Here is a 17,814-nt window from a genome sequence, read left to right on the forward strand (position 1 = left end):
ATGGTTCTGATCCCCAAAATCGGTCTGCCGAAGGGCCGCGCTACTTCCCTTATCGTCGACGGCGTCGCCGACGGCTTCGAGGCCTTCGCGCTGGTGCAGGCGGCGAGCGAGATCGCGCCCGACGGCCCGGTGCTGTTCGTGGCCCGCGACGGTCAACGCCTGCCGACCATCGTCGAGGCGCTTGCCTTCGCCGCGCCCGGCCTGCCGGTGCTCGAACTGCCGGCCTGGGACTGTTTGCCCTATGATCGCGTCTCGCCCGGCTCCGACGCCGCCGCGCGCCGGCTGGATGCACTGGCGGCGATGGTTGCTCTGGCGCGCAAACCGCACCGTGCCATCGTGCTCACCACCGTCAACGCCCTGTTGCAGCGCATGCCGCCGGCCGAACTGCTGGAAGCCCAGACCTTCCATGCCCGTCCCGGCAACCAGGTCGACATGAACAAGCTGATCTCGCGGCTGGAGAATTCCGGCTTCGAGCGCGTGCCGACGGTGCGCGATGTCGGCGAATTCGCGGTTCGCGGCGGTATTCTTGACCTCTACGCGCCGGGCTGGAGCGAAGGGCTGCGCCTCGATTTCTTCGGCGACACGCTGGAATCGATCCGCAGCTTCGATGTCGCCAGCCAGCGCACCAGCGGCCAGCGCAAGTCGATGTCGCTGCAGGCGATGAGCGAGGTGGCGCTGACGCCGGAAACCATCAGCCGCTTCCGCCGTTCCTACATCGAAGCTTTCGGCGCCCCGTCGCGCGACGACGGGCTTTACGCGGCGGTCTCGGAGGGACGTCGTTTCGCCGGCATGGAGCACTGGCTGCCGTTCTTCTACGAGCGGCTGGAAACGGTCTTCGACTACCTGCCAGACGCGCCGGTGGTGTTCGATCACCTTGCGCACGAAGCGCTGAGCGAGCGGCACGACCTGATCGTCGATCACTACGAGGCACGCCGCAAGCAGGCCGACGCGGCGCTGAAGGACGCGGTTCCCTATAAGCCGGTGGCGCCGGGGCTGATGTATCTGGCGCCCGACGATGTGAAGGCCGCGACCGGCGAACGCGAGGCGATCGAGTTCACGCCTTTCGACGCGCCGGACGCCGGCGGCCGCAAGGTATTCCACGCCGGCTCGCGCGCCGGCCGCTCTTTCGCCGAGGAGCGTGCCGACCCCAACGCCAATGTCTTCGACGTGGCGGTCAAGCACATCGCCGAGGAACGCGCCGCCAAACGCCGCGTCGTCGTCGCCGGCTGGACCGAAGGCTCGCTCGACCGTCTCGGCCAGATCCTGGCCGAACATCATCTCGGCAATTTCAAGCCGGTCGCGTCGCTGGCCGAGGTTGAAAAACTGGCGCCGGGCGAGGCGGCTCTCGCCGTGCTGCCGCTGGAGACCGGCTTCGAGACCGACGCGCTCGTCGTCGTCGCGGAGCAGGACATTCTGGGCGACCGCCTGGTGCGGCGCTCCAAGCGCAAGAAGCGCGCCGCCGATTTCATCGCCGAGGCCGCTTCGCTGTCGCATGGCGATATCGTCGTCCATGCCGACCACGGCATCGGCCGCTTCGTCGGCCTGAAGACCATCGAGGCCGCCGGCGCCCCGCACGACTGCCTCGAAATCCGCTATGCCGGCGACGACCGGCTGTTCCTGCCGGTCGAGAACATCGAGCTTCTGTCGCGCTACGGCTCGGATTCGGCGGAAGCCACGCTCGACAAGTTGGGCGGCGGCGCCTGGCAGGCGCGCAAGGCGAAGCTGAAGCGCCGCCTGCTCGACATGGCTGGCCAGTTGATCCGCATCGCCGCCGAGCGCCAGATGCGCGCCGCGCCCGCCATGGTTCCGGCCGACGGGCTCTATGACGAGTTCGCCGCGCGCTTCCCCTATGAGGAGACCGACGACCAGCAGTCGGCCATCGACGCCGTCACCGAGGATTTGTCCGCCGGCCGCCCGATGGATCGCCTCATCTGCGGCGACGTCGGCTTCGGCAAGACCGAGGTGGCGCTGCGCGCCGCCTTCATCGCCGCCATGGAAGGTTTCCAGGTGGCGGTGGTGGTGCCGACCACGCTTCTGTCGCGCCAGCATTTCAAGACCTTCTCGCAGCGCTTCTCCGGCCTGCCGGTCAAGATGCGCCAGGCCTCGCGGCTGGTCGGCGCCAAGGAACTGGCCGAGACCAAGAAGGGCATCGCCGACGGCACCGTCGACATCGTCGTTGGCACCCATGCGCTGCTCGGCTCGGCAATCTCCTTCAAGAGCCTCGGTCTTTTGATCGTCGACGAGGAGCAGCATTTCGGCGTCAAGCACAAGGAACGCCTGAAGGAACTGAAGAGCGATGTGCATGTGCTGACGCTGTCGGCGACGCCCATTCCGCGCACGCTGCAACTGGCGCTGACCGGGGTGCGCGAACTGTCGCTGATCGCCACGCCGCCGGTCGACCGCATGGCGGTGCGCACTTTCATCTCGCCCTTCGACCCGCTGGTCATCCGCGAGACGCTGCTGCGCGAGCGTTATCGCGGCGGCCATTCTTTCTACGTCGTGCCGCGCATTTCGGATCTGTCGGAAATCCAGGATTTCCTCAAGGCTGAGGTGCCGGAACTGAAGGTGGCCGTCGCCCACGGCCAGATGCCGCCCGGCGAACTCGACGACATCATGAACGCCTTCTACGATGGCCAGTACGACGTGCTGCTCTCCACCACCATCGTGGAATCCGGCCTCGACATCCCGACCGCCAACACGCTGATCGTGCACCGGGCCGACATGTTCGGCCTGGCGCAGCTCTACCAGCTCCGGGGCCGTGTCGGCCGCTCCAAGGTGCGCGCCTATGCGCTGTTCTCGCTGCCCGCGAACAAGAAGCTGACCGACACCGCCGACCGCCGCCTGAAGGTGCTGCAGTCGCTGGACACGCTCGGCGCCGGCTTCCAGCTCGCCAGCCACGACCTCGACATCCGCGGCGCCGGCAATCTGCTCGGCGAAGAGCAGTCCGGCCACATCAAGGAGGTCGGCTTCGAACTCTACCAGCAGATGCTGGAGGAGGCGGTGGCCGAGGTGAAGGACAGCGGCGAGGTGGCCGACACCGGCTGGTCGCCGCAGATCACCGTCGGCACCGCCGTGATGATCCCGGAAAGCTATGTGCCGGACTTGCAGCTCAGGCTGGCGCTCTACCGCCGCCTCGGCGACCTTGAGACCACCGAGGAGATCGACGGTTTCGGCGCCGAGCTGATCGACCGTTTCGGCCCGTTGCCGGAAGAGGTGAAGCACCTGCTGAAGATCGTCTTCATCAAGGTTCTGTGCCGCCGGGCCAATGTCGAGAAGCTCGATGCCGGGCCGAAGGGCGTGGTCGTGCAGTTCCGCAAGAAGGAGTTCTCCAACCCGGCCGGGCTGGTGCGCTTCATCGGCGAGCAGGGCTCCCTGGCCAAGATCAGGCCGGACCAGAGTGTCGTCTTCATCCGCGATTGGCCGACGGCCGAAAAGCGCCTGGCAGGTTCCGCCGTGGTGATGACGCAACTGGCGAAGCTGGTAGCGTAGAACATCCGGTCGTCATTCCGGGCAAGCGAGGCGAAGCCGAGCGCCGACCCGGAATCCATTGGGAAGCGCGGCCGGGACCTGGATTCGCGTGGGCCGCCGAGAAATATGGCACGGTGATCCGCGTTGGCCGGCGGCATTCATATGCCGGGGCGGTTACCCCGCCTTGTCGAGCTCGCCGCGTGCCTTGGCGGCGGCCACCTGCCGGATCGCGTCGGCGATCGTTTCGGTGTCCTGCGCGCCCATCACCGCATAACGCTCCTCGATCAGGAAACACGGCACACCGGTAATGCCCATGCGCGCGGCGGTGGCGATCTCGGTGCGCACGGCTTCGACATCGGCGTCGGTCGGCAACAGCGTTTCCACGACGGAGGCGTCCATGCCCGCCTCGCGCGCGGCCGCGATCAGCACCTGATGGTCGCCGGTGTTTTCGCCGCGCTCGAAATAGGCGCCGAACAGGCCGGTCACCAGCCGGTTCTGCACGGCCTCGCCGACCGGCCCGGCCCAGCGGATGACGCGATGGGCATCGAGCGTGTTGGGTGCCACCTTGATGGCGTCGAAGTCGAAAGAGATGCCTTCCGCGGCGCCGAGCGAAACGAGGTTGGCGTGAATTTGTTTGAGCCGGTCGCCGTCGCCAAACTTCGCCTGCATATAGGCCTTGCGGTCCTTGCCTTCCGCCGGAATGGTCGGGTCGAGCTGGAAGGGTCGCCAGCGCACCGTGACATCGACATCCTTCACCGCTTCGATCGCCTGCTCCAGCCGTTTCTGGCCGAGGAAGCACCAGGGGCAGACGACGTCCGACACGACATCGATGGTCAGGGAGGTTGTCTCGCTCATCCTCGATCCTTTCGGCAACTCAGTTCGGCCCAGCTCAGTTCGGCTTACGCCACCACACCGGCAACTGGTAGCCGAACAGCGCTGTCGCCTTGGGGTGATCCAGGTAGTTCCAATAGGCGATCCACTGCTCGGCATTGTATTGCATCGGCACCATATAGTTGCCCGAGATCAGCAGCCTGTCGAGCACGCGCACCGCGGCGACGAAATCTTCCTTGCTGTGAGCGTTCAGCATGGCGTTGATCGCCGCGTCCACCGCCGGGTCGGCGACGCCGGCAAGGTTGAACGAACCGTCGACCTTGGCCGCGGCCGAACCCCAGCGCATGGTCTGCTCGATGCCGGGCGAAAGCGAATTGTTGAAGCCGCTGGCCCCGATCAGCGACTCGAAATCGTAGCGCTGCTTGCGCGACTGGATCTGGTCGCCGTCCAGCGCGCGGATGGTCACCGCGATGCCGATCTTGGCGAGCGTGCGCTGGTAGAGCGCGGCCAACCGCTCCTCGTCCTGCGAAGCGGTGATGATCTCGAAGCCGAAGGGGTGGCCCTGCGCGTCGAGCATCTGGCCGTTCTCGATGTGATAGCCCTGCGTCTTGAACAGGTCGAAGGCGGCCTTCAGCACCTTGCGGTCCTGTCCCGAGCCGTCAGTGACGGGCGGACGCCAGCTGCCGTCCATGACGTCCGGCGGCACGCGGCCGGGGAAGGGTGCCAGAAGCGCTTTTTCCTTGTCGGAGGCCGGGTGGCCGAGCGCCGACAACTCCGACCCCTGCCAGTAACTCATGGTGCGGGTGTAGCGGCCGTTGAACAGATTCTTGTTGGCCCATTCGAAGTCGTAGAGCATGCCGAGCGCGCGGCGCACCTCAGGGTTGGAGAATTTCGCCAGCCTGGTGTTGAACAGGAAGCCGGTGACCACCGGCGGAATGCCGGTCTTGAAGGTTTCCGCCACCACGTCGCCGCGCTTGAAGGCGGGAAAGTCCATGTCGCGCTCGCGCTTGACCGGGTCGCTCTCGGTGTTGACGGCGCAGATGCCTTTCTTGAACGCCTCGAGCTGGGCATTGGCGTTCAGGAAATATTCGATGGTGATCTGGTCGAAATTGTCGAAGCCGCGCTTGGAGGGGATGTCCTTGCCCCAGTAGTCGGGGTTGCGCTTGAACACGATGCGCTGCCCGGGCGCCACCTGCGCCACGGTATAGGGACCGGAGCCGACCAGCGGCTTCAGCGTGGTCTGGTCGAACGTGTCCTTGTTGAAGGCGTGTTTGGGGATGATCGGCGTCAGCGCGATGATCAGCGGGAATTCGCGGTCGGACTGGTCGTTGAAGGTGAAGCGCACGCTGCGCTCGCCCGTCTTCTCCAGCTTGGCGATCTTCTTCATGCGGTCGGAATAGGGCGGGCGGCCCTTTTCAGTGAAGACGTTGTAGCTGAACAGAACGTCTTCCGGCGTCACCGGCTGGCCGTCCGACCATTTGGCCTTGGGGTCGAGGTGGAATTCGATCGACTTGCGGTCCTCGCTCATATCGGCGGTGTCGGCTAGCAGGCCGTAGAGGCCGAACGGCTCGTCGTAATTGCGCTGCATCAGCGGCTCGAAGACGAGGTTTCCGTAGACCGTGTCGATCATGCCGCGCGCGGTGGTGCGCAGACTCTTGATGATGAACGGGTTGAGATTGTCGAACGAGCCGACCACGCAATAGGTGACATTGCCGCCCTTCGGCGCTTCGGGGTCGGCATAGGGGAAATGCGTGTAGCCGGCTGGCAGTTCCGGCTCGCCCTGCATGGCGATGCCGTGTTTTGGCTCGGCCTGGGCAAGTGCGCTGCCGAGCAGAAGAAACGCGGCGGTCAGCCAGGGAAACGAGCGGCTCATGCCGTATCCTCGAACGAGATTGTGTGATTCGGGACGCAACCTAGCATGAGCTGTGGCCGTACCGTGGTCATAGCCAAGAAATACGGTCGTTGGGCTGGATTCGGCTGCAATGCCGGTGTAACACGCCGACCAAGCCATTCTGTTGCCTCATTTGGGCAAGAGGTAGCACGCCAAAGGGCCGAAGGCCGCTCGGGGATCACGTTAGAGGAATTCCATCATATGATGAGCTTGAACAGCAAAGCTTTCCGCCTCCCGCTCATGGTTGCCGGCGTCGCCGGTGTGCTGGGTGCTGGCGTTCCGGCTGCATCCGCCCAGCAGCAGATCCCGCAGGGTTGGTTCAAGGCCTGCACCAAGCAGGAAGACGTCGACATCTGCAACGTGCAGAACATCACCACCGCCAACAACGGCCAGCTGATCACCGGCGTCAGCCTGATCGACCTGCGCGGCAAGGTGAACCGCAAGGTGTTCCAGGTCACCGTGCCGACCGGCCGTCTGGTGCCTCCCGGCATCGGCCTGCAAATCGACGCCGGCAAGGCGCAGAAGCTTGACTATGTCATCTGCTTCCCGGACCGCTGCGTGGCCGAAGTGCCGCTGACCGACCAACTGGTTTCGTCCTTCAAGAAGGGCCAGCAGATCACGCTGACCTCGATCAATTTCCAGAACCAGCCGAACCCGATCAAGATTTCGCTGGCTGGCTTCGGCACCGCCTTCGACGGCCCGGCCATGCAGCAGTCCGACATCGAGGACCGCCAGAAGAAGCTCCAGGAGTTCGTCAACAAGAACAACCAGGACTTCTCCAAGAAGCTCAAGGAAGAGCAGGACAAGGCCAAGACCGCCAACTGATCGTCTTCCAGGGCGCCTGAACGCCCGGTAGAGAATTCGAAAAAGCCCCGCTTCGGCGGGGCTTTTTTGTTGGCCTGGCGGCGATGCGGGTTCCTGGCCACGTCTTTCGCAAGCCGGCTTCGTTCACGGCGCCGTCATGGCGGGCCGCTATTGCGGCGCCGACTGGTCCGGCACGGAGCGATTCTCAATGCGGATGGCGTGGTTGGGCGCGGCGGTGGCCGCGATGCTGGCGGCTTTTCCCGCGGTGGCGGCCGACACCGGCCGTGCCGCGCAGATCCTGGAGCGGCTGCACAACGCCAACCAGTGGCGCGACCATGTCATGGTCGTCGCCCATCGCTCCGGCGGGCTGCAGGCCGGTAAGGCACGGTTCCCGGAAAATTCGCTGGCCGCCGTCGAGGATGCAATCGCCGCTGGCGCCGAGATGGTCGAGGTCGATGTCCGTCGCTCGAAGGACGGCGTGCTGGTGATCATGCACGACAGCTGGCTCGACCGCACGACCACCTGCAACGGCGAGGTGGCGGAACGCACGCTGACCGAAATAAAGACATGCCGGCTGGTGATCGAGGCCGGCCGCGTCGCCACGCCAGAGACCGTCTCGACGCTACGCGAATTCCTATCGGCGACCCGGGGCCGCATCCTGGTCAATGTCGACAACAAGCTGGGCACCGAGGCGCTGCCGGCGATCATCGCCGAGGCGCGCGACCTCGGCATGGCCAATGAGGTCGTGGTCAAGGAAAACATCTGGAACGACGCCCGCATCGCCGAGGTGGGCGCGGCGTTGAAGGCGGCGGGACGCGGTTTTCAGTTCATGCCGATCGTTGCCGACGATGCCGTGCGCGATCCGGTTTTCGTCGCCAAGGTCGCCGGCGCCTTCGCCGTCGATGCGATCGAGYTGATCAACTGGCGCAACGGTGCCGAAAGGCTGACCGAAACCGGCGGCGCGCTGTTTTCGACAAAAGTGCGGGCGGCGGCCGTGCGCGGCGACTGGCATCTGTGGGCCGACACCTACGCCATCCTGAACAAGCCGGGCGGCTCTCTTGCCGGCGGGCGCGGCGACGAACTGGCGGTGGCGGCCAGCCTGCCGGCCGAGAGCTGGGGTTTCTGGGCCGAGCGCGGCGCCACCATCATCCAGACCGACGAGCCGCGCGCGGCGATCGAATGGCTGACCGCCAACGGCTATCGCGTGCCCTATGGCATGGCGCGACCGCAAATGCCGACGACGACGGCGAGCATCAACTGAGATCATCGTCCGGGGCGTAAGCACCATGGGCTTCGGTCATGGCAGCAGGGGGTGTTCTATACCGTGGCCGGAAATGCCTGCGTGATGGCCGCTGCCACCCGTTTCGGCGAATCCCAGTGCGGGTTGTGCCCGCAATCCGCAAGACGCATCGCCACCGCATCAGGAAACGCGGCCGCCAGCGCTTCGTGATGCGCCTTGCTGAACAGATCGTCGTCCGCGCCGCTGATGATCAGGACCGGCATGTCGATGCGCGACGCCTGTTCGGTCAGGTCGCAGTCGCGCAGAGCCTGCAGGATGGCACGCCACCTGTGCGCCGGCATGGCGGCGGCCTCCTCGGCCAGTCGCGCCAGAAATGTCTCAGGCACGCCTGGATGGCAGTGATGCCAAAGCTCGAAGAACGGAGCGTTCGGGTCGATAGGGTCGCGCAACGCGTTCACCCCAACGACGACCGGGTGATCATCGGCGAGTTCGGGCTGCAACGTTGCCGCCAGCAGGACGAGCCCTGCGAACGCTCCAGGTCGGGTTGCCGCCAGTTCGATCGCGACCATCGATCCGAGCGAATGTCCGACCAGCACGGCCGGCTCCATGTCCAGGGCGGTCATGAAGGCCGACATCTGCCGGGCGAGATCGGCTGGCGTCCAGCCATCATGGCCTGGCGCCGAGCCGCCATGGCCGGGCAGGTCCGCGATGATGAGGCGACGGCCCGCCAGTTGCGAGGTAATGAGCGAAAAGCTGCGGCTGCTGTCGGTAAAACCGTGCAGCAAGAGCAGCGGCGGGCCGGCCCCCTCGAATTCGACATAGGCGATGCGGGCACCGCCAGCGTCGACGAAGCGCTTGCGGCCCAGCCACGCGTCAGTGCCTGTCATAGGCCAAGCTTCGCCTTCACCGCGGCCAGTGCCGGCTGGCCGTCGAACGTGGTCACGCCGGCAAGCCAGGTCTCGAGCAGTGCAGGGTTCGCGGCGATCGCCTTGCGGCCCGCGGCGGTTGGCGCCATGCCGTCATTGATGAGGTAGCCCATGCCGGCATTTTCCAGCGCCACATTGAATGTCAGGTTCGTCAGCAATTTCGTGACGTTCGGGCAGGCGGCGGCATAGCCCTTTCGGGTCTGGGTGGAGACCGTCGCGGCGCCCAAATCGGGGCCGTAGAACTTGTCGCCTCCGGTCAGATAGCGCAGGTCGTAGCTGACATTCATCGGATGCGGCGCCCAGCCCTGAAAGACGATGAACTGCTTTTCCTTGATCTTGTAGCCGACCTCCGAGAGCATGCCGGCTTCGCTGGACTCCACCACTTCCCAGCTCGCGAGTTCCAGCGTGGGATCGGCAATGGCATCCATCATCAGCTGGTTGGAGCCGGGTTCGATGCCGTACATCTTGCGGCCGAACTTGTCGGCGAATTTGTGCAGATCCTTGAAATCCCGGACCCCTGCATCCCAGACATAGGCCGGCACGGCGAATGTGTATTTCGCCCCGACGAGGTTGAGCTTCAGGGTCTCGACCGAGCCGTCCTCCTTGTAGGGCTTGTAGTAGGTCACCATGGCCGGGTCCCAGTAGCCGAGGAACACGTCCAGGTCGTTGTTCTTCATGCCTTCGTAGATGACGTTGATGCCCAGCACATCGCTCTTCGGCTCATAGCCCAGGGCTTCGAACAGGACATGGGCCACGCCGGTGGTGAAGGCGAGGTCGTTCCAGCCGGGTTCCGCCATGCGAACCGCCTTGCATCCGGCGGGATCGGCGGCGTGGGCCTCGGTGGCGACGCCGCAGGCGATCAAGACGATGATGGCGAAGTTCCGCATGTCGAGCGCTCCCATTATCCGTTTGGTATGATTATTGACCCATGGGACAATAATTGATCTGGAGGGGCAGAAATGTCAATCTCGATTCATGCATGATCGTCCAGCCAGACTCACCCGCATCAGCGAGATCCGCCGCAAGGAACTGCGGCAGGCAGCCTTTGCCGTTCTGCAAAAGGAGGGGGTGGCAGGCATGACGCTGGAAAAGGTTGCCAGCCACGCCGGTGCCTCGAAGGGCATCGTCCTGCACTACTTCCGCAAGAAGCAGGAACTCTTCGAGCACACCATGCGCGAGGCCAACGCCGCACTTCGCGATGCGGTCGTGGCGCGGCTGAAACGCGCGCGCACACCCATGGAGCGGCTCGAGGCGGTGATCGACGGCAATTTCGAGCCCGAGCTGTTCCAGCCGCCGACCTGTCACGCCTGGCTGTCGCTGTGTGCCGAGGTGCCGCGCGACGAAAAGCTGAAGCGCATCCAGAAGGTCATTCATGCCCGCATGCATTCAAACCTGATGTCGGGGCTGTCTCGTCTTGTGGCGCCTGAACAGGCGCGGGACATCGCCCTCGGTATCAGCGCCCTGATCGATGGGCTGTGGCTGCGCCTTGGCCTGGAGGCGGGCAGTGTCGACCGCGACACGGCTGTCGCACAGGTGAGGGGCTATCTCGATTTGCGGCTGAGGGCTCTGTCCGCGCCTGTCTGACGAACTGTCGTGGCATTGGCGCAATGGTGTCGCCGGGTGATTGGCTAGCCACCAGCCCAAACAAAAAAGGCCGCCCGGAGGCGGCCTTTTCGTATTCGGTTCCGAAAAGCGCTTAGCGCTTCGAGAACTGGAACGAACGACGGGCCTTGGCCTTGCCGTACTTCTTACGCTCGACAGTACGGCTGTCGCGGGTCAGGAAGCCGCCCTTCTTGAGCACGCCGCGCAGCGCCGGCTCGTAATAGGTCAGCGCCTTGGAGATGCCGTGACGCACGGCACCGGCCTGGCCGGAGAGGCCGCCGCCGGTGACGGTGGCGATGATGTCGTACTGGCCGGCGCGGTTGGCCGCGATGATCGGCTGGTTGAGGATCATCTGCAGGACCGGACGGGCGAAGTAAGCGCCGAATTCCTTGTCGTTGACAGTGATCTTGCCGGAGCCGGGCTTCACCCAGACGCGGGCGATGGCGTCCTTGCGCTTGCCGGTGGCATAGGCGCGGCCCGACTTGTCGAGCTTCTGGACGTGGACCGGAGCAGCCGGCTGCGCGGTCTGCGCGACGGTGCCGAGTTCTGCGAGCGAGGAAAGCTCAGCCATTATCAAGCCCTCTTGTTCTTGGCGTTCAGCGCGCCGACGTCGAGCGTCACAGGCTGCTGGGCGGTGTGCGGATGCTCGGCGCCAGCATAGACGCGGAGGTTCTTCATCTGGCGACGGCCGAGCGGGCCGCGCGGGATCATGCGTTCAACCGCCTTCTCGACGACGCGCTCCGGGAAACGGCCTTCGAGCAGCTGGCGCGCGGTGCGCTCCTTGATGCCGCCGGGGTGGCCGGTGTGCCAGTAGTAGACCTTGTCGGTGTACTTCTTGCCGGTGAACGCGACCTTGTCGGCGTTGATGATGATGACGTTGTCGCCATCGTCGACATGGGGCGTGAAGGTGGGCTTGTTCTTGCCGCGGAGGATGTTGGCGACGATGGAGGCGAGACGGCCGACGACGAGACCCTCGGCATCGATCAGCACCCACTTCTTCACCACGTCCGCAGGCTTCTGCGAAAAGGTTGCCATGGTTACATGCTTTCGTTTGGGACCTTCAAAAGAAGGCGTTTCTTGTTGCTTTTATTGGCAAGAGGCCGGAGCCCTTGGTCAATAACAAAACGGCGGCCTTTACGGGCCGCTGCTTTGGATGGGCTTATAGGGGAGGGTGACGCCCCCGTCAAGGCGCGAAAAGTGGCCATCGCGCCGAAAATTCATTCAAAAACAGCATGTTATGAAAAAGGTATTATTTTACCTCATCCCGGCGGGCTGGATGAGCCCGCGTTTGGCACCATTGGCCGTGACCGCATTGTCGGCGCAGGCGCAATCTCGGTCGAAGCGATCCTGCGCCGCCAGCACCGCATCGATGTTGGCTTCGGCCCATTCCGTGATGGTGGAGAGCTTCTCCGAAAGCGTCCTGCCAAGCGGGGTGATCGAATACTCCACCGTCACCGGCACTGTGGGGAAGACCTCACGTAGGATCAGCCCGTCGCGGCCGAGCCGTTTCAGCGTCTGCGACAGCACCTTGGTCGAGATGCCCTCGACGTCGCGCCGCAACTGGTTGAAGCGCACCGGCTCCCGCGAGATCTTCCACAACACAAGTGCCGTCCATTTGTCGGCGATGTGGTCGAGCAGGAGCCTTGTCGGGCAATTCTCGGCATAGACATCGTATTTGCGCATCGGGCATCCCTTGAAGGCGATTTCCTGCTGGTAACCTGCATACCGGCGGCGGCACCTTGTAACCGCGAAGTGCTCTCTTTTTACCCAGCTATCCAGTCGCTAACAAGCTTCCGTTTGAAACCCACTTTCCAAAAGAAAGCGTCAAGGAGCTTGATATGTCCAAAGGAAAAATCCTGGTTCTGGCTGCCACCGGCAATGTCGGCGCGCCGCTGGTGGCCGAACTCCTCGGCAAGGGCGAGAAGGTCAAGGCAGCGAGCCGCAGCGCCACGCCTGCTCTGTCCGCCGGTGCCGAAGCTGTGCGGCTGGACCTCAGCGACCCGCGCGGCCTGGAGCCGGCGCTGGAAGGCGTCGACCGCATCTATGCGGTGTCGCCGACCGGTTATCTCGACCAGGTCGGCCTGCTCGGCCCCGTCGTCGAAGCAGCCGCCACGCGCAACATCAAGGTCGTGTTGCAGACGGCGATCGGTGTCGATGCCTCGGACGCCATCCCGTTCCGGCAGCTGGAATTGCGGCTCGAACGCTCCGGCGCGCCGTCCGTCATTCTGCGGCCCAACTGGTTCAGCGACAATTTCGCGACCTATTGGGCGGCTGGCGTCCAGGCCGGCGAAATCCGCGTTCCCGCCGGCGAGGGCAAGACGAGCTTCATCGATGCCCGCGACATCGCCGCCGCCGCCGCCGGCGCGCTGACCAGCGACCGGCACGACGGCAAAGCCTTCGCGCTCACCGGTTCCAAGGCCTACGGTTATGTCGAGGCGGCCGCGCTGTTGTCGAACGCGCTCGGACGCACGATCCAATACCGTTCCGTCGACGACCGCACCTTCGTCGCGGATACCGTCCGCAACGGGTTGTCGCAGGGCTATGCCGAGCTTCTGGCCGCGATCTTTCATCCCGTCGCCGAGGGCTGGGTCGCCGCCGTCACCGACTCCGTCGAGCTTCTGTCCGGCAAAAAGCCGCGTTCGCTGGAGGATTCGATCGGCGCTATCGCGGGAAGGCTTCAGGCTCGAGCGGCGTGACGAGGTAGTGCCGGCCTAGGCGGAGGGGCGCTACGTCTGATTGGAGAAGCGTCGTGCCCCTCGGTCGCCTTTGGCGACACCTCTCTCGAAATCGGGGGAGGTCTACGGCGTGAAAGCCTCGCTCAGCGCTTCGGCGGGATCGAATAGGTGCCGGTCGCGTGCGCGATCGTGTGGCCGCCGGCGACGATATCGATGTCGTAGACCATCAGGTTCTTGCCGAGCTTCAGGATACGGCAATGGCCGTCGATCGGCCCGGCCTCGGCCTTGCGCATGAAGTTGATGTTGAGATTGGTGGTGACGGACAGCGCGTCCGGCCCGGCATGCGAGAGCACGCAGACATAACCGCCGATGTCGGCCAGCGTGAACAGGCAGGGGCCGGACACCGTGCCGCCGGGGCGCAGGTGTCTTTCGTCGGCGTTGAGCCTGACCGTGCAGCCGCCGGGAAAGACGTCGACCGCCTCATAGGCCTGAAGGTCGTTGTTGAGTTGCGGATAGACTGATTTCAGCAATGCATTGACCTCTTGCGCCGTCAGCACTGGCTTCAGATTGTCCTGCTTCGGCATGGCATGGTCCGTTTGCTGTCGTGGCGCATGGGTGGCTATTCGGCGCCTGTTATGATCTTGCAGGGGTGAGAAAGCACGGCGGAAGCCTTTCCTTCAACCGGCAGCGTGCTAGTTCTTTTGTTCCATGGTGGCCGTCGCCGCCGACTGAATGAATTGCGGAGATCACGCGTGGCCGAAATCGTCGCCATCAAGACCGAGCCTGCCGGGCCCGTGTTTGCCGAACAGGCCAATGGCATCGCAAGGCTGACGCTGGCGAGCCCGCCGGCCAATGCGCTGTCGCTTTCGGTGATGGCCGCCCTGCAGGCCGAGCTCGACCGGCTGCGCGACGATCGTTCCGTGCGTGTCATCATCCTGGCCGCCTCGGGCAAGGTGTTCTGCGCCGGGCATGATCTCAAGGAACTCACCGCGCATCGCGGCGAAGCCGACCGGGGCAGGGCGTTTTTCGAAAAGACCTTCGCCGCCTGCTCGGCGCTGATGCAGACTATCGTGCATCATCCGAAGCCCGTGATCGCGGCGGTCGACGGGTTGGCCACCGCCGCCGGCCTGCAACTGGTCGCAAGCTGCGACCTGGCGATAGCCTCGCACGAGGCGACCTTCTGCACGCCGGGCGTCAACATCGGCCTGTTCTGCTCGACGCCGATGGTGGCGCTGTCGCGCAACGTCTCGCGCAAGCAGGCGATGGAAATGCTTTTAACCGGCGAGACCATCGATGCCACCACCGCCAAGGATTTCGGTCTCGTCAACCGCATCGTGCCGCGCGAATACTTGAATCAGGTCGTGACCAAATACGCGCAAACCATTGCTTCGAAATCGCCTTTGACCATCCAAACCGGCAAGGAAGCCTTCTACCGTCAGGCGGAAATGGGGCTTTCAGACGCCTATGCCTATGCTGGCCGCGTGATGGTGGACAACATGCTGGCGCGCGATGCGGAAGAAGGCATCAGCGCCTTCATCGGCAAGCGGCAGCCGGAGTGGAAGGGCGAGTGAAGCGGCCGGCTGTGGCCGTGTCGTTCGTTTCGCATCTCCTGGCGACTTGTCCCGCATGAAAAACAGCCCCGTCCTCGATATCCGGCCCAACACCGTCTGGCATGTCGAGGAGGCGTGCCGGCAGGCATGGCCGGCGGCGGTCGAGCAACTTGCCGACGGCTGGCTGCTCAGGCGTTCGGGCGGCGGCATCCGGCGCACTAATTCAGCCAACCCGCTTGCCGGCGAGCGCCATTGCGATGCCGGTCTGATCGACCGCGTCGAGACCTTCTATCGCGGCTTTCGCCAAATGCCGGTGTTTCGCCTCACCGATTTCACCCGCGAGATTTCCACCGAGCTCGACCGGCGCGGCTACACCATCGAGGCCAGCACGCGCACGCTGCTTGCCTTGCTGGCCGGCCAATCCGCGCTGGATGCCGAGGCTACTGTCGTGACCACGGAGCCGACCGAAAGCTGGTTCGACCTGCGCGACCGGCTGGCCAAGGACCCGCTGATTTTCCGCGACATGGTGGCATCGATCGGCCTGCCCAAGGCCTTCGCTTCATCGCGCGCCGGCGGGCGCACCGCCTCCATCGCCTATGGCGTACTCTGCCATGGCATGCTGGTGGTCGAATCGGTCGCCACTCATCCCGATCATCGCGGCAAGGGGCTCGCCAGGCGCACGGTCGGCGCGCTGATGAACTGGGCGCAAGGCGCCGGCGCCGACAAGGCCTGCCTGCAGGTTGTGGCCGACAACCATCCGGCTCTTGCGGTTTACCGGGCGTTGGGCTTCAACACCGAACTCTACAGCTATCACTACCGCTTCGCACCGGATGCAGCATGAAACACGATACCTATGACAACGCCTACATCGCCGGCATCCTGAATTCGGTGAAGACCATCGCCATGGTCGGCGCCTCGGCCAACGACGTGCGGCCGAGCTGGTTCGTGCTGAAATACATGCTGGCCAAGGGTTTTTCGGTGTTCCCGATCAATCCCGGCCATGCCGGCAAGGAAATCCTCGGCCGTTTGACCTATGCCAGGCTGGCCGACATCCCCGAGCCGATCGACATGGTCGACATTTTCCGCGCCCCTGCGGCGGTGCCCGGCATCGTCGACGAGGTGCTGGCGCTCGACCCGCTGCCCAAGGTGATCTGGATGCAGCTTGGCGTGCGCCACGACGAGGCGGCCGCCAAGGCGGAAGCCGCCGGCATCAAGGTGGTGATGAACCGCTGCCCCAAGATCGAATATGGCCGCCTGTCCGGCGAGATCGGCTGGACCGGCGTCAATTCCGGCGTGCTGTCGTCCAAAAGGCCGATCATGCGTTCCGGGTTCCAGAGTTTCGGCGTGCGCCAGAAGTAATCCGGAACGTTTTTTCGCGGTTGCGTCGAAACGTTGGCCCGCTGTTCGAAAAATAGCGGTCCAGGGGCAAAATCTTCTTTGCTTTCAGCGCGCCGCTCGCCCAAGAATGCCCGGCGATTTTCAGGGGCTATTTCAGGAGGTTTTCGATGAGCCAGCGCGCACCCGGTTTCAACACGCTCGCGGTTCACGCCGGCGCCAAACCCGATCCGGCCACCGGCGCCCGCGCCACGCCGATCTACCAGACCACCTCCTATGTCTTCGACGATGCCGACCACGCCGCCTCGCTGTTCGGCCTGAAGGCGTTCGGCAACATCTACACCCGCATCATGAACCCGACGCAGGCGGTGCTGGAGGAGCGCGTCGCCGCACTCGAAGGCGGCACGGCCGCACTTGCCGTGGCGTCCGGCCATGCCGCGCAGTTGCTGGTGGCGCATACCTTGCTCAAGTCGGGCGAGAATTTCGTCGCCGCGCGCCGGCTTTACGGCGGTTCGATCAACCAGTTCGGCCATGCCTTCAAGAATTTCGGCTGGGAAGTGCGCTGGGGCGACACCAACGATCTCTCGACCTTCGAAAAGCAGATCGACGAGAAGACCAAATTCATCTTCACCGAGAGCCTGGCCAACCCGAACGGCGAATTCGTCGACATCGAGGCGCTCGGCGAGCTGGCCCGCAAGCACGGCATTCCGCTCGTCGTCGACAACACGCTGGCCACGCCCTATTTGATGCGGCCGATCGAGCACGGCGCCGACATCGTCGTCCATTCGCTGACCAAGTTCATCGGCGGCCACGGCAATTCGATCGGCGGCGTCATCGTCGACGGCGGCACCTTCGACTGGTCGAAGTCCGGCAAATATCCGATGCTGTCCGAGCCGCGCCCCGAATATGGCGGGCTGGTGCTGCACGAAACCTTCGGCAATTTCGCCTTCGCCATCGCCACCCGCGTGCTTGGCCTGCGCGATTTCGGCCCGGCGATCTCGCCCTTCAACGCCTTCCTGATCCTGACCGGGCTGGAGACGCTGCCGCTCAGAATGCAGCGCCATTGCGACAACGCCGCCGCCGTCGCCGCCTGGCTGTCAAAGCATCCGAAAGTGTCCTGGGTGTCTTATCCCGGCTTGCCGACTGACAAGAACAACGCCCTACAGAAGCGCTATTCGCCGCTTGGCGCCGGTGCCGCGTTCACCTTCGGCCTCAAGGGCGGCTACGATTCCGGCGTCAAGTTCGTCGAGGGGCTGGAACTGTTCTCGCACCTCGCAAATATCGGCGACACCAAGTCGCTGGTCATCCACCCCGCCTCGACCACACACCGCCAGCTCTCCGACGAGCAGAAGGTGGCGGCCGGCGCCGGCCCGGACACGGTGCGCCTGTCGGTCGGCATCGAGAATATCGAGGACATCATCGCCGATCTCGAACAGGCGCTCGCCAAAGCCTGATTGGCATGGCACAGAAGGCTCCGGATCAGACCGGAGCC

General features: G+C 64.5%; 17 protein-coding genes. 9 read left to right on the forward strand and 8 right to left on the reverse strand.

Features of this window, described 5'->3' with window-relative positions; all coding sequences use genetic code 11:
- Complete coding sequence (gene mfd / locus AB4136_RS09645; RefSeq protein WP_024923860.1) at positions 1 to 3,489, forward strand: transcription-repair coupling factor; 3,489 nt, start codon at positions 1 to 3, stop codon at positions 3,487 to 3,489.
- A 153-nt stretch (positions 3,490 to 3,642) separates the two neighbouring features.
- On the opposite strand, the gene AB4136_RS09650 is transcribed toward mfd, so the two are convergent.
- Entirely contained in the window at positions 3,643 to 4,323 is a 681-nt protein-coding gene (locus AB4136_RS09650; RefSeq protein ID WP_024923859.1) for a DsbA family oxidoreductase, read from the reverse strand.
- Between the two features lie 34 nt (positions 4,324 to 4,357).
- Entirely contained in the window at positions 4,358 to 6,172 is a 1,815-nt protein-coding gene (locus AB4136_RS09655; RefSeq protein ID WP_024923858.1) for an extracellular solute-binding protein, read from the reverse strand.
- A gap of 219 nt (positions 6,173 to 6,391) precedes the next feature.
- Between AB4136_RS09655 and AB4136_RS09660 the strand changes: the two genes are divergently transcribed.
- Together AB4136_RS09660 and AB4136_RS09665 are read left to right on the forward strand one after the other, a co-directional pair.
- A complete protein-coding gene (locus tag AB4136_RS09660) occupies positions 6,392 to 7,015 on the forward strand; it encodes an invasion associated locus B family protein (RefSeq protein ID WP_024923857.1) in 624 nt (207 codons plus the stop codon).
- A gap of 187 nt (positions 7,016 to 7,202) precedes the next feature.
- Entirely contained in the window at positions 7,203 to 8,255 is a 1,053-nt protein-coding gene (locus AB4136_RS09665) for a glycerophosphodiester phosphodiesterase family protein (RefSeq protein WP_024923856.1), read from the forward strand.
- A gap of 56 nt (positions 8,256 to 8,311) precedes the next feature.
- Here the strand turns inward: AB4136_RS09665 and AB4136_RS09670 are convergent, their stop codons facing one another.
- Positions 8,312 to 9,121, reverse strand: coding sequence for an alpha/beta fold hydrolase (locus AB4136_RS09670; RefSeq protein WP_024923855.1), 810 nt, complete (start codon positions 9,119 to 9,121; stop codon positions 8,312 to 8,314).
- The gene (choX, locus tag AB4136_RS09675) at positions 9,118 to 10,047 is read right to left on the reverse strand and encodes a choline ABC transporter substrate-binding protein (RefSeq protein WP_024923854.1); all 930 of its coding nucleotides are present in this window, start codon (positions 10,045 to 10,047) and stop codon (positions 9,118 to 9,120) included. Before choX ends, AB4136_RS09670 begins: the two co-directional genes overlap by 4 nt.
- An 88-nt stretch (positions 10,048 to 10,135) precedes the next feature.
- On the opposite strand from choX, the gene betI reads away from it, so the two are divergent.
- Positions 10,136 to 10,744, forward strand: coding sequence for a choline-binding transcriptional repressor BetI (gene betI, locus AB4136_RS09680; RefSeq protein ID WP_024923853.1), 609 nt, complete (start codon positions 10,136 to 10,138; stop codon positions 10,742 to 10,744).
- Positions 10,745 to 10,856: 112 nt separating this feature from the next.
- On the opposite strand, the gene rpsI is transcribed toward betI, so the two are convergent.
- From rpsI to AB4136_RS09695, 3 genes are all read right to left on the reverse strand, one after another.
- Positions 10,857 to 11,333: a 30S ribosomal protein S9 gene (gene rpsI, locus AB4136_RS09685; protein WP_024923852.1), complete on the reverse strand. Its 477-nt coding sequence runs from the start codon at positions 11,331 to 11,333 to the stop codon at positions 10,857 to 10,859.
- A gap of 2 nt (positions 11,334 to 11,335) precedes the next feature.
- Positions 11,336 to 11,797 carry a 50S ribosomal protein L13 gene (gene rplM, locus AB4136_RS09690; RefSeq protein ID WP_024923851.1) on the reverse strand — a complete coding sequence of 154 codons (462 nt, stop codon included), beginning with the start codon at positions 11,795 to 11,797 and terminating at the stop codon, positions 11,336 to 11,338.
- 219 nt (positions 11,798 to 12,016) lie between these two features.
- A complete protein-coding gene (locus tag AB4136_RS09695) occupies positions 12,017 to 12,445 on the reverse strand; it encodes a winged helix-turn-helix transcriptional regulator (protein ID WP_024923850.1) in 429 nt (142 codons plus the stop codon).
- Between the two features lie 155 nt (positions 12,446 to 12,600).
- Here AB4136_RS09695 and AB4136_RS09700 point away from each other — a divergent pair, with 155 nt between their 5' ends.
- Positions 12,601 to 13,458, forward strand: coding sequence for an NmrA family NAD(P)-binding protein (locus AB4136_RS09700; RefSeq protein ID WP_137900409.1), 858 nt, complete (start codon positions 12,601 to 12,603; stop codon positions 13,456 to 13,458).
- Between the two features lie 122 nt (positions 13,459 to 13,580).
- Here AB4136_RS09700 and AB4136_RS09705 read toward each other — a convergent pair whose 3' ends face one another.
- Complete coding sequence (locus tag AB4136_RS09705) at positions 13,581 to 14,021, reverse strand: PaaI family thioesterase (protein ID WP_024923848.1); 441 nt, start codon at positions 14,019 to 14,021, stop codon at positions 13,581 to 13,583.
- 168 nt (positions 14,022 to 14,189) lie between these two features.
- On the opposite strand from AB4136_RS09705, the gene AB4136_RS09710 reads away from it, so the two are divergent.
- The 4 genes from AB4136_RS09710 to AB4136_RS09725 all read left to right on the forward strand — a co-directional run bounded on the left by AB4136_RS09710 (position 14,190) and on the right by AB4136_RS09725 (position 17,776).
- On the forward strand, positions 14,190 to 15,008 hold the full coding sequence (locus AB4136_RS09710; protein ID WP_024923847.1) for an enoyl-CoA hydratase: 819 nt from the start codon (positions 14,190 to 14,192) through the stop codon (positions 15,006 to 15,008).
- A gap of 55 nt (positions 15,009 to 15,063) precedes the next feature.
- Positions 15,064 to 15,828 (forward strand): GNAT family N-acetyltransferase, encoded by a 765-nt coding sequence (locus AB4136_RS09715; protein ID WP_024923846.1) that lies wholly within the window; start codon positions 15,064 to 15,066, stop codon positions 15,826 to 15,828.
- Complete coding sequence (locus tag AB4136_RS09720) at positions 15,825 to 16,346, forward strand: CoA-binding protein (protein WP_024923845.1); 522 nt, start codon at positions 15,825 to 15,827, stop codon at positions 16,344 to 16,346. The genes AB4136_RS09715 and AB4136_RS09720 overlap by 4 nt, the downstream gene beginning before the upstream one ends.
- A 146-nt stretch (positions 16,347 to 16,492) precedes the next feature.
- Complete coding sequence (locus AB4136_RS09725; RefSeq protein ID WP_137900410.1) at positions 16,493 to 17,776, forward strand: O-acetylhomoserine aminocarboxypropyltransferase; 1,284 nt, start codon at positions 16,493 to 16,495, stop codon at positions 17,774 to 17,776.
- Positions 17,777 to 17,814: the final 38 nt, after the last annotated feature.

This window comes from Mesorhizobium sp. 2RAF21, assembly GCF_052115345.1.
GTDB lineage: Bacteria > Pseudomonadota > Alphaproteobacteria > Rhizobiales > Rhizobiaceae > Mesorhizobium > Mesorhizobium terrae.

What these genes read in the sequence shown, in the direction of transcription:
- AB4136_RS09655 (WP_024923858.1), bottom strand. Translation starts at nt 6,172, where the DNA reads ATGAGCCGCTCGTTTCCCTGGCTGACCGCCGCGTTTCTTCTGCTCGGC.
- rplM (WP_024923851.1), bottom strand. Translation starts at nt 11,797, where the DNA reads ATGGCAACCTTTTCGCAGAAGCCTGCGGACGTGGTGAAGAAGTGGGTG.
- AB4136_RS09670 (WP_024923855.1), bottom strand. Translation starts at nt 9,121, where the DNA reads ATGACAGGCACTGACGCGTGGCTGGGCCGCAAGCGCTTCGTCGACGCT.
- AB4136_RS09715 (WP_024923846.1), top strand. Translation starts at nt 15,064, where the DNA reads ATGAAAAACAGCCCCGTCCTCGATATCCGGCCCAACACCGTCTGGCAT.
- mfd (WP_024923860.1), top strand. Translation starts at nt 1, where the DNA reads ATGGTTCTGATCCCCAAAATCGGTCTGCCGAAGGGCCGCGCTACTTCC.
- betI (WP_024923853.1), top strand. Translation starts at nt 10,136, where the DNA reads ATGCATGATCGTCCAGCCAGACTCACCCGCATCAGCGAGATCCGCCGC.
- AB4136_RS09650 (WP_024923859.1), bottom strand. Translation starts at nt 4,323, where the DNA reads ATGAGCGAGACAACCTCCCTGACCATCGATGTCGTGTCGGACGTCGTC.
- AB4136_RS09705 (WP_024923848.1), bottom strand. Translation starts at nt 14,021, where the DNA reads ATGCCGAAGCAGGACAATCTGAAGCCAGTGCTGACGGCGCAAGAGGTC.
- AB4136_RS09700 (WP_137900409.1), top strand. Translation starts at nt 12,601, where the DNA reads ATGTCCAAAGGAAAAATCCTGGTTCTGGCTGCCACCGGCAATGTCGGC.
- AB4136_RS09660 (WP_024923857.1), top strand. Translation starts at nt 6,392, where the DNA reads ATGATGAGCTTGAACAGCAAAGCTTTCCGCCTCCCGCTCATGGTTGCC.
- AB4136_RS09695 (WP_024923850.1), bottom strand. Translation starts at nt 12,445, where the DNA reads ATGCGCAAATACGATGTCTATGCCGAGAATTGCCCGACAAGGCTCCTG.
- choX (WP_024923854.1), bottom strand. Translation starts at nt 10,047, where the DNA reads ATGCGGAACTTCGCCATCATCGTCTTGATCGCCTGCGGCGTCGCCACC.
- rpsI (WP_024923852.1), bottom strand. Translation starts at nt 11,333, where the DNA reads ATGGCTGAGCTTTCCTCGCTCGCAGAACTCGGCACCGTCGCGCAGACC.
- AB4136_RS09720 (WP_024923845.1), top strand. Translation starts at nt 15,825, where the DNA reads ATGAAACACGATACCTATGACAACGCCTACATCGCCGGCATCCTGAAT.
- AB4136_RS09725 (WP_137900410.1), top strand. Translation starts at nt 16,493, where the DNA reads ATGAGCCAGCGCGCACCCGGTTTCAACACGCTCGCGGTTCACGCCGGC.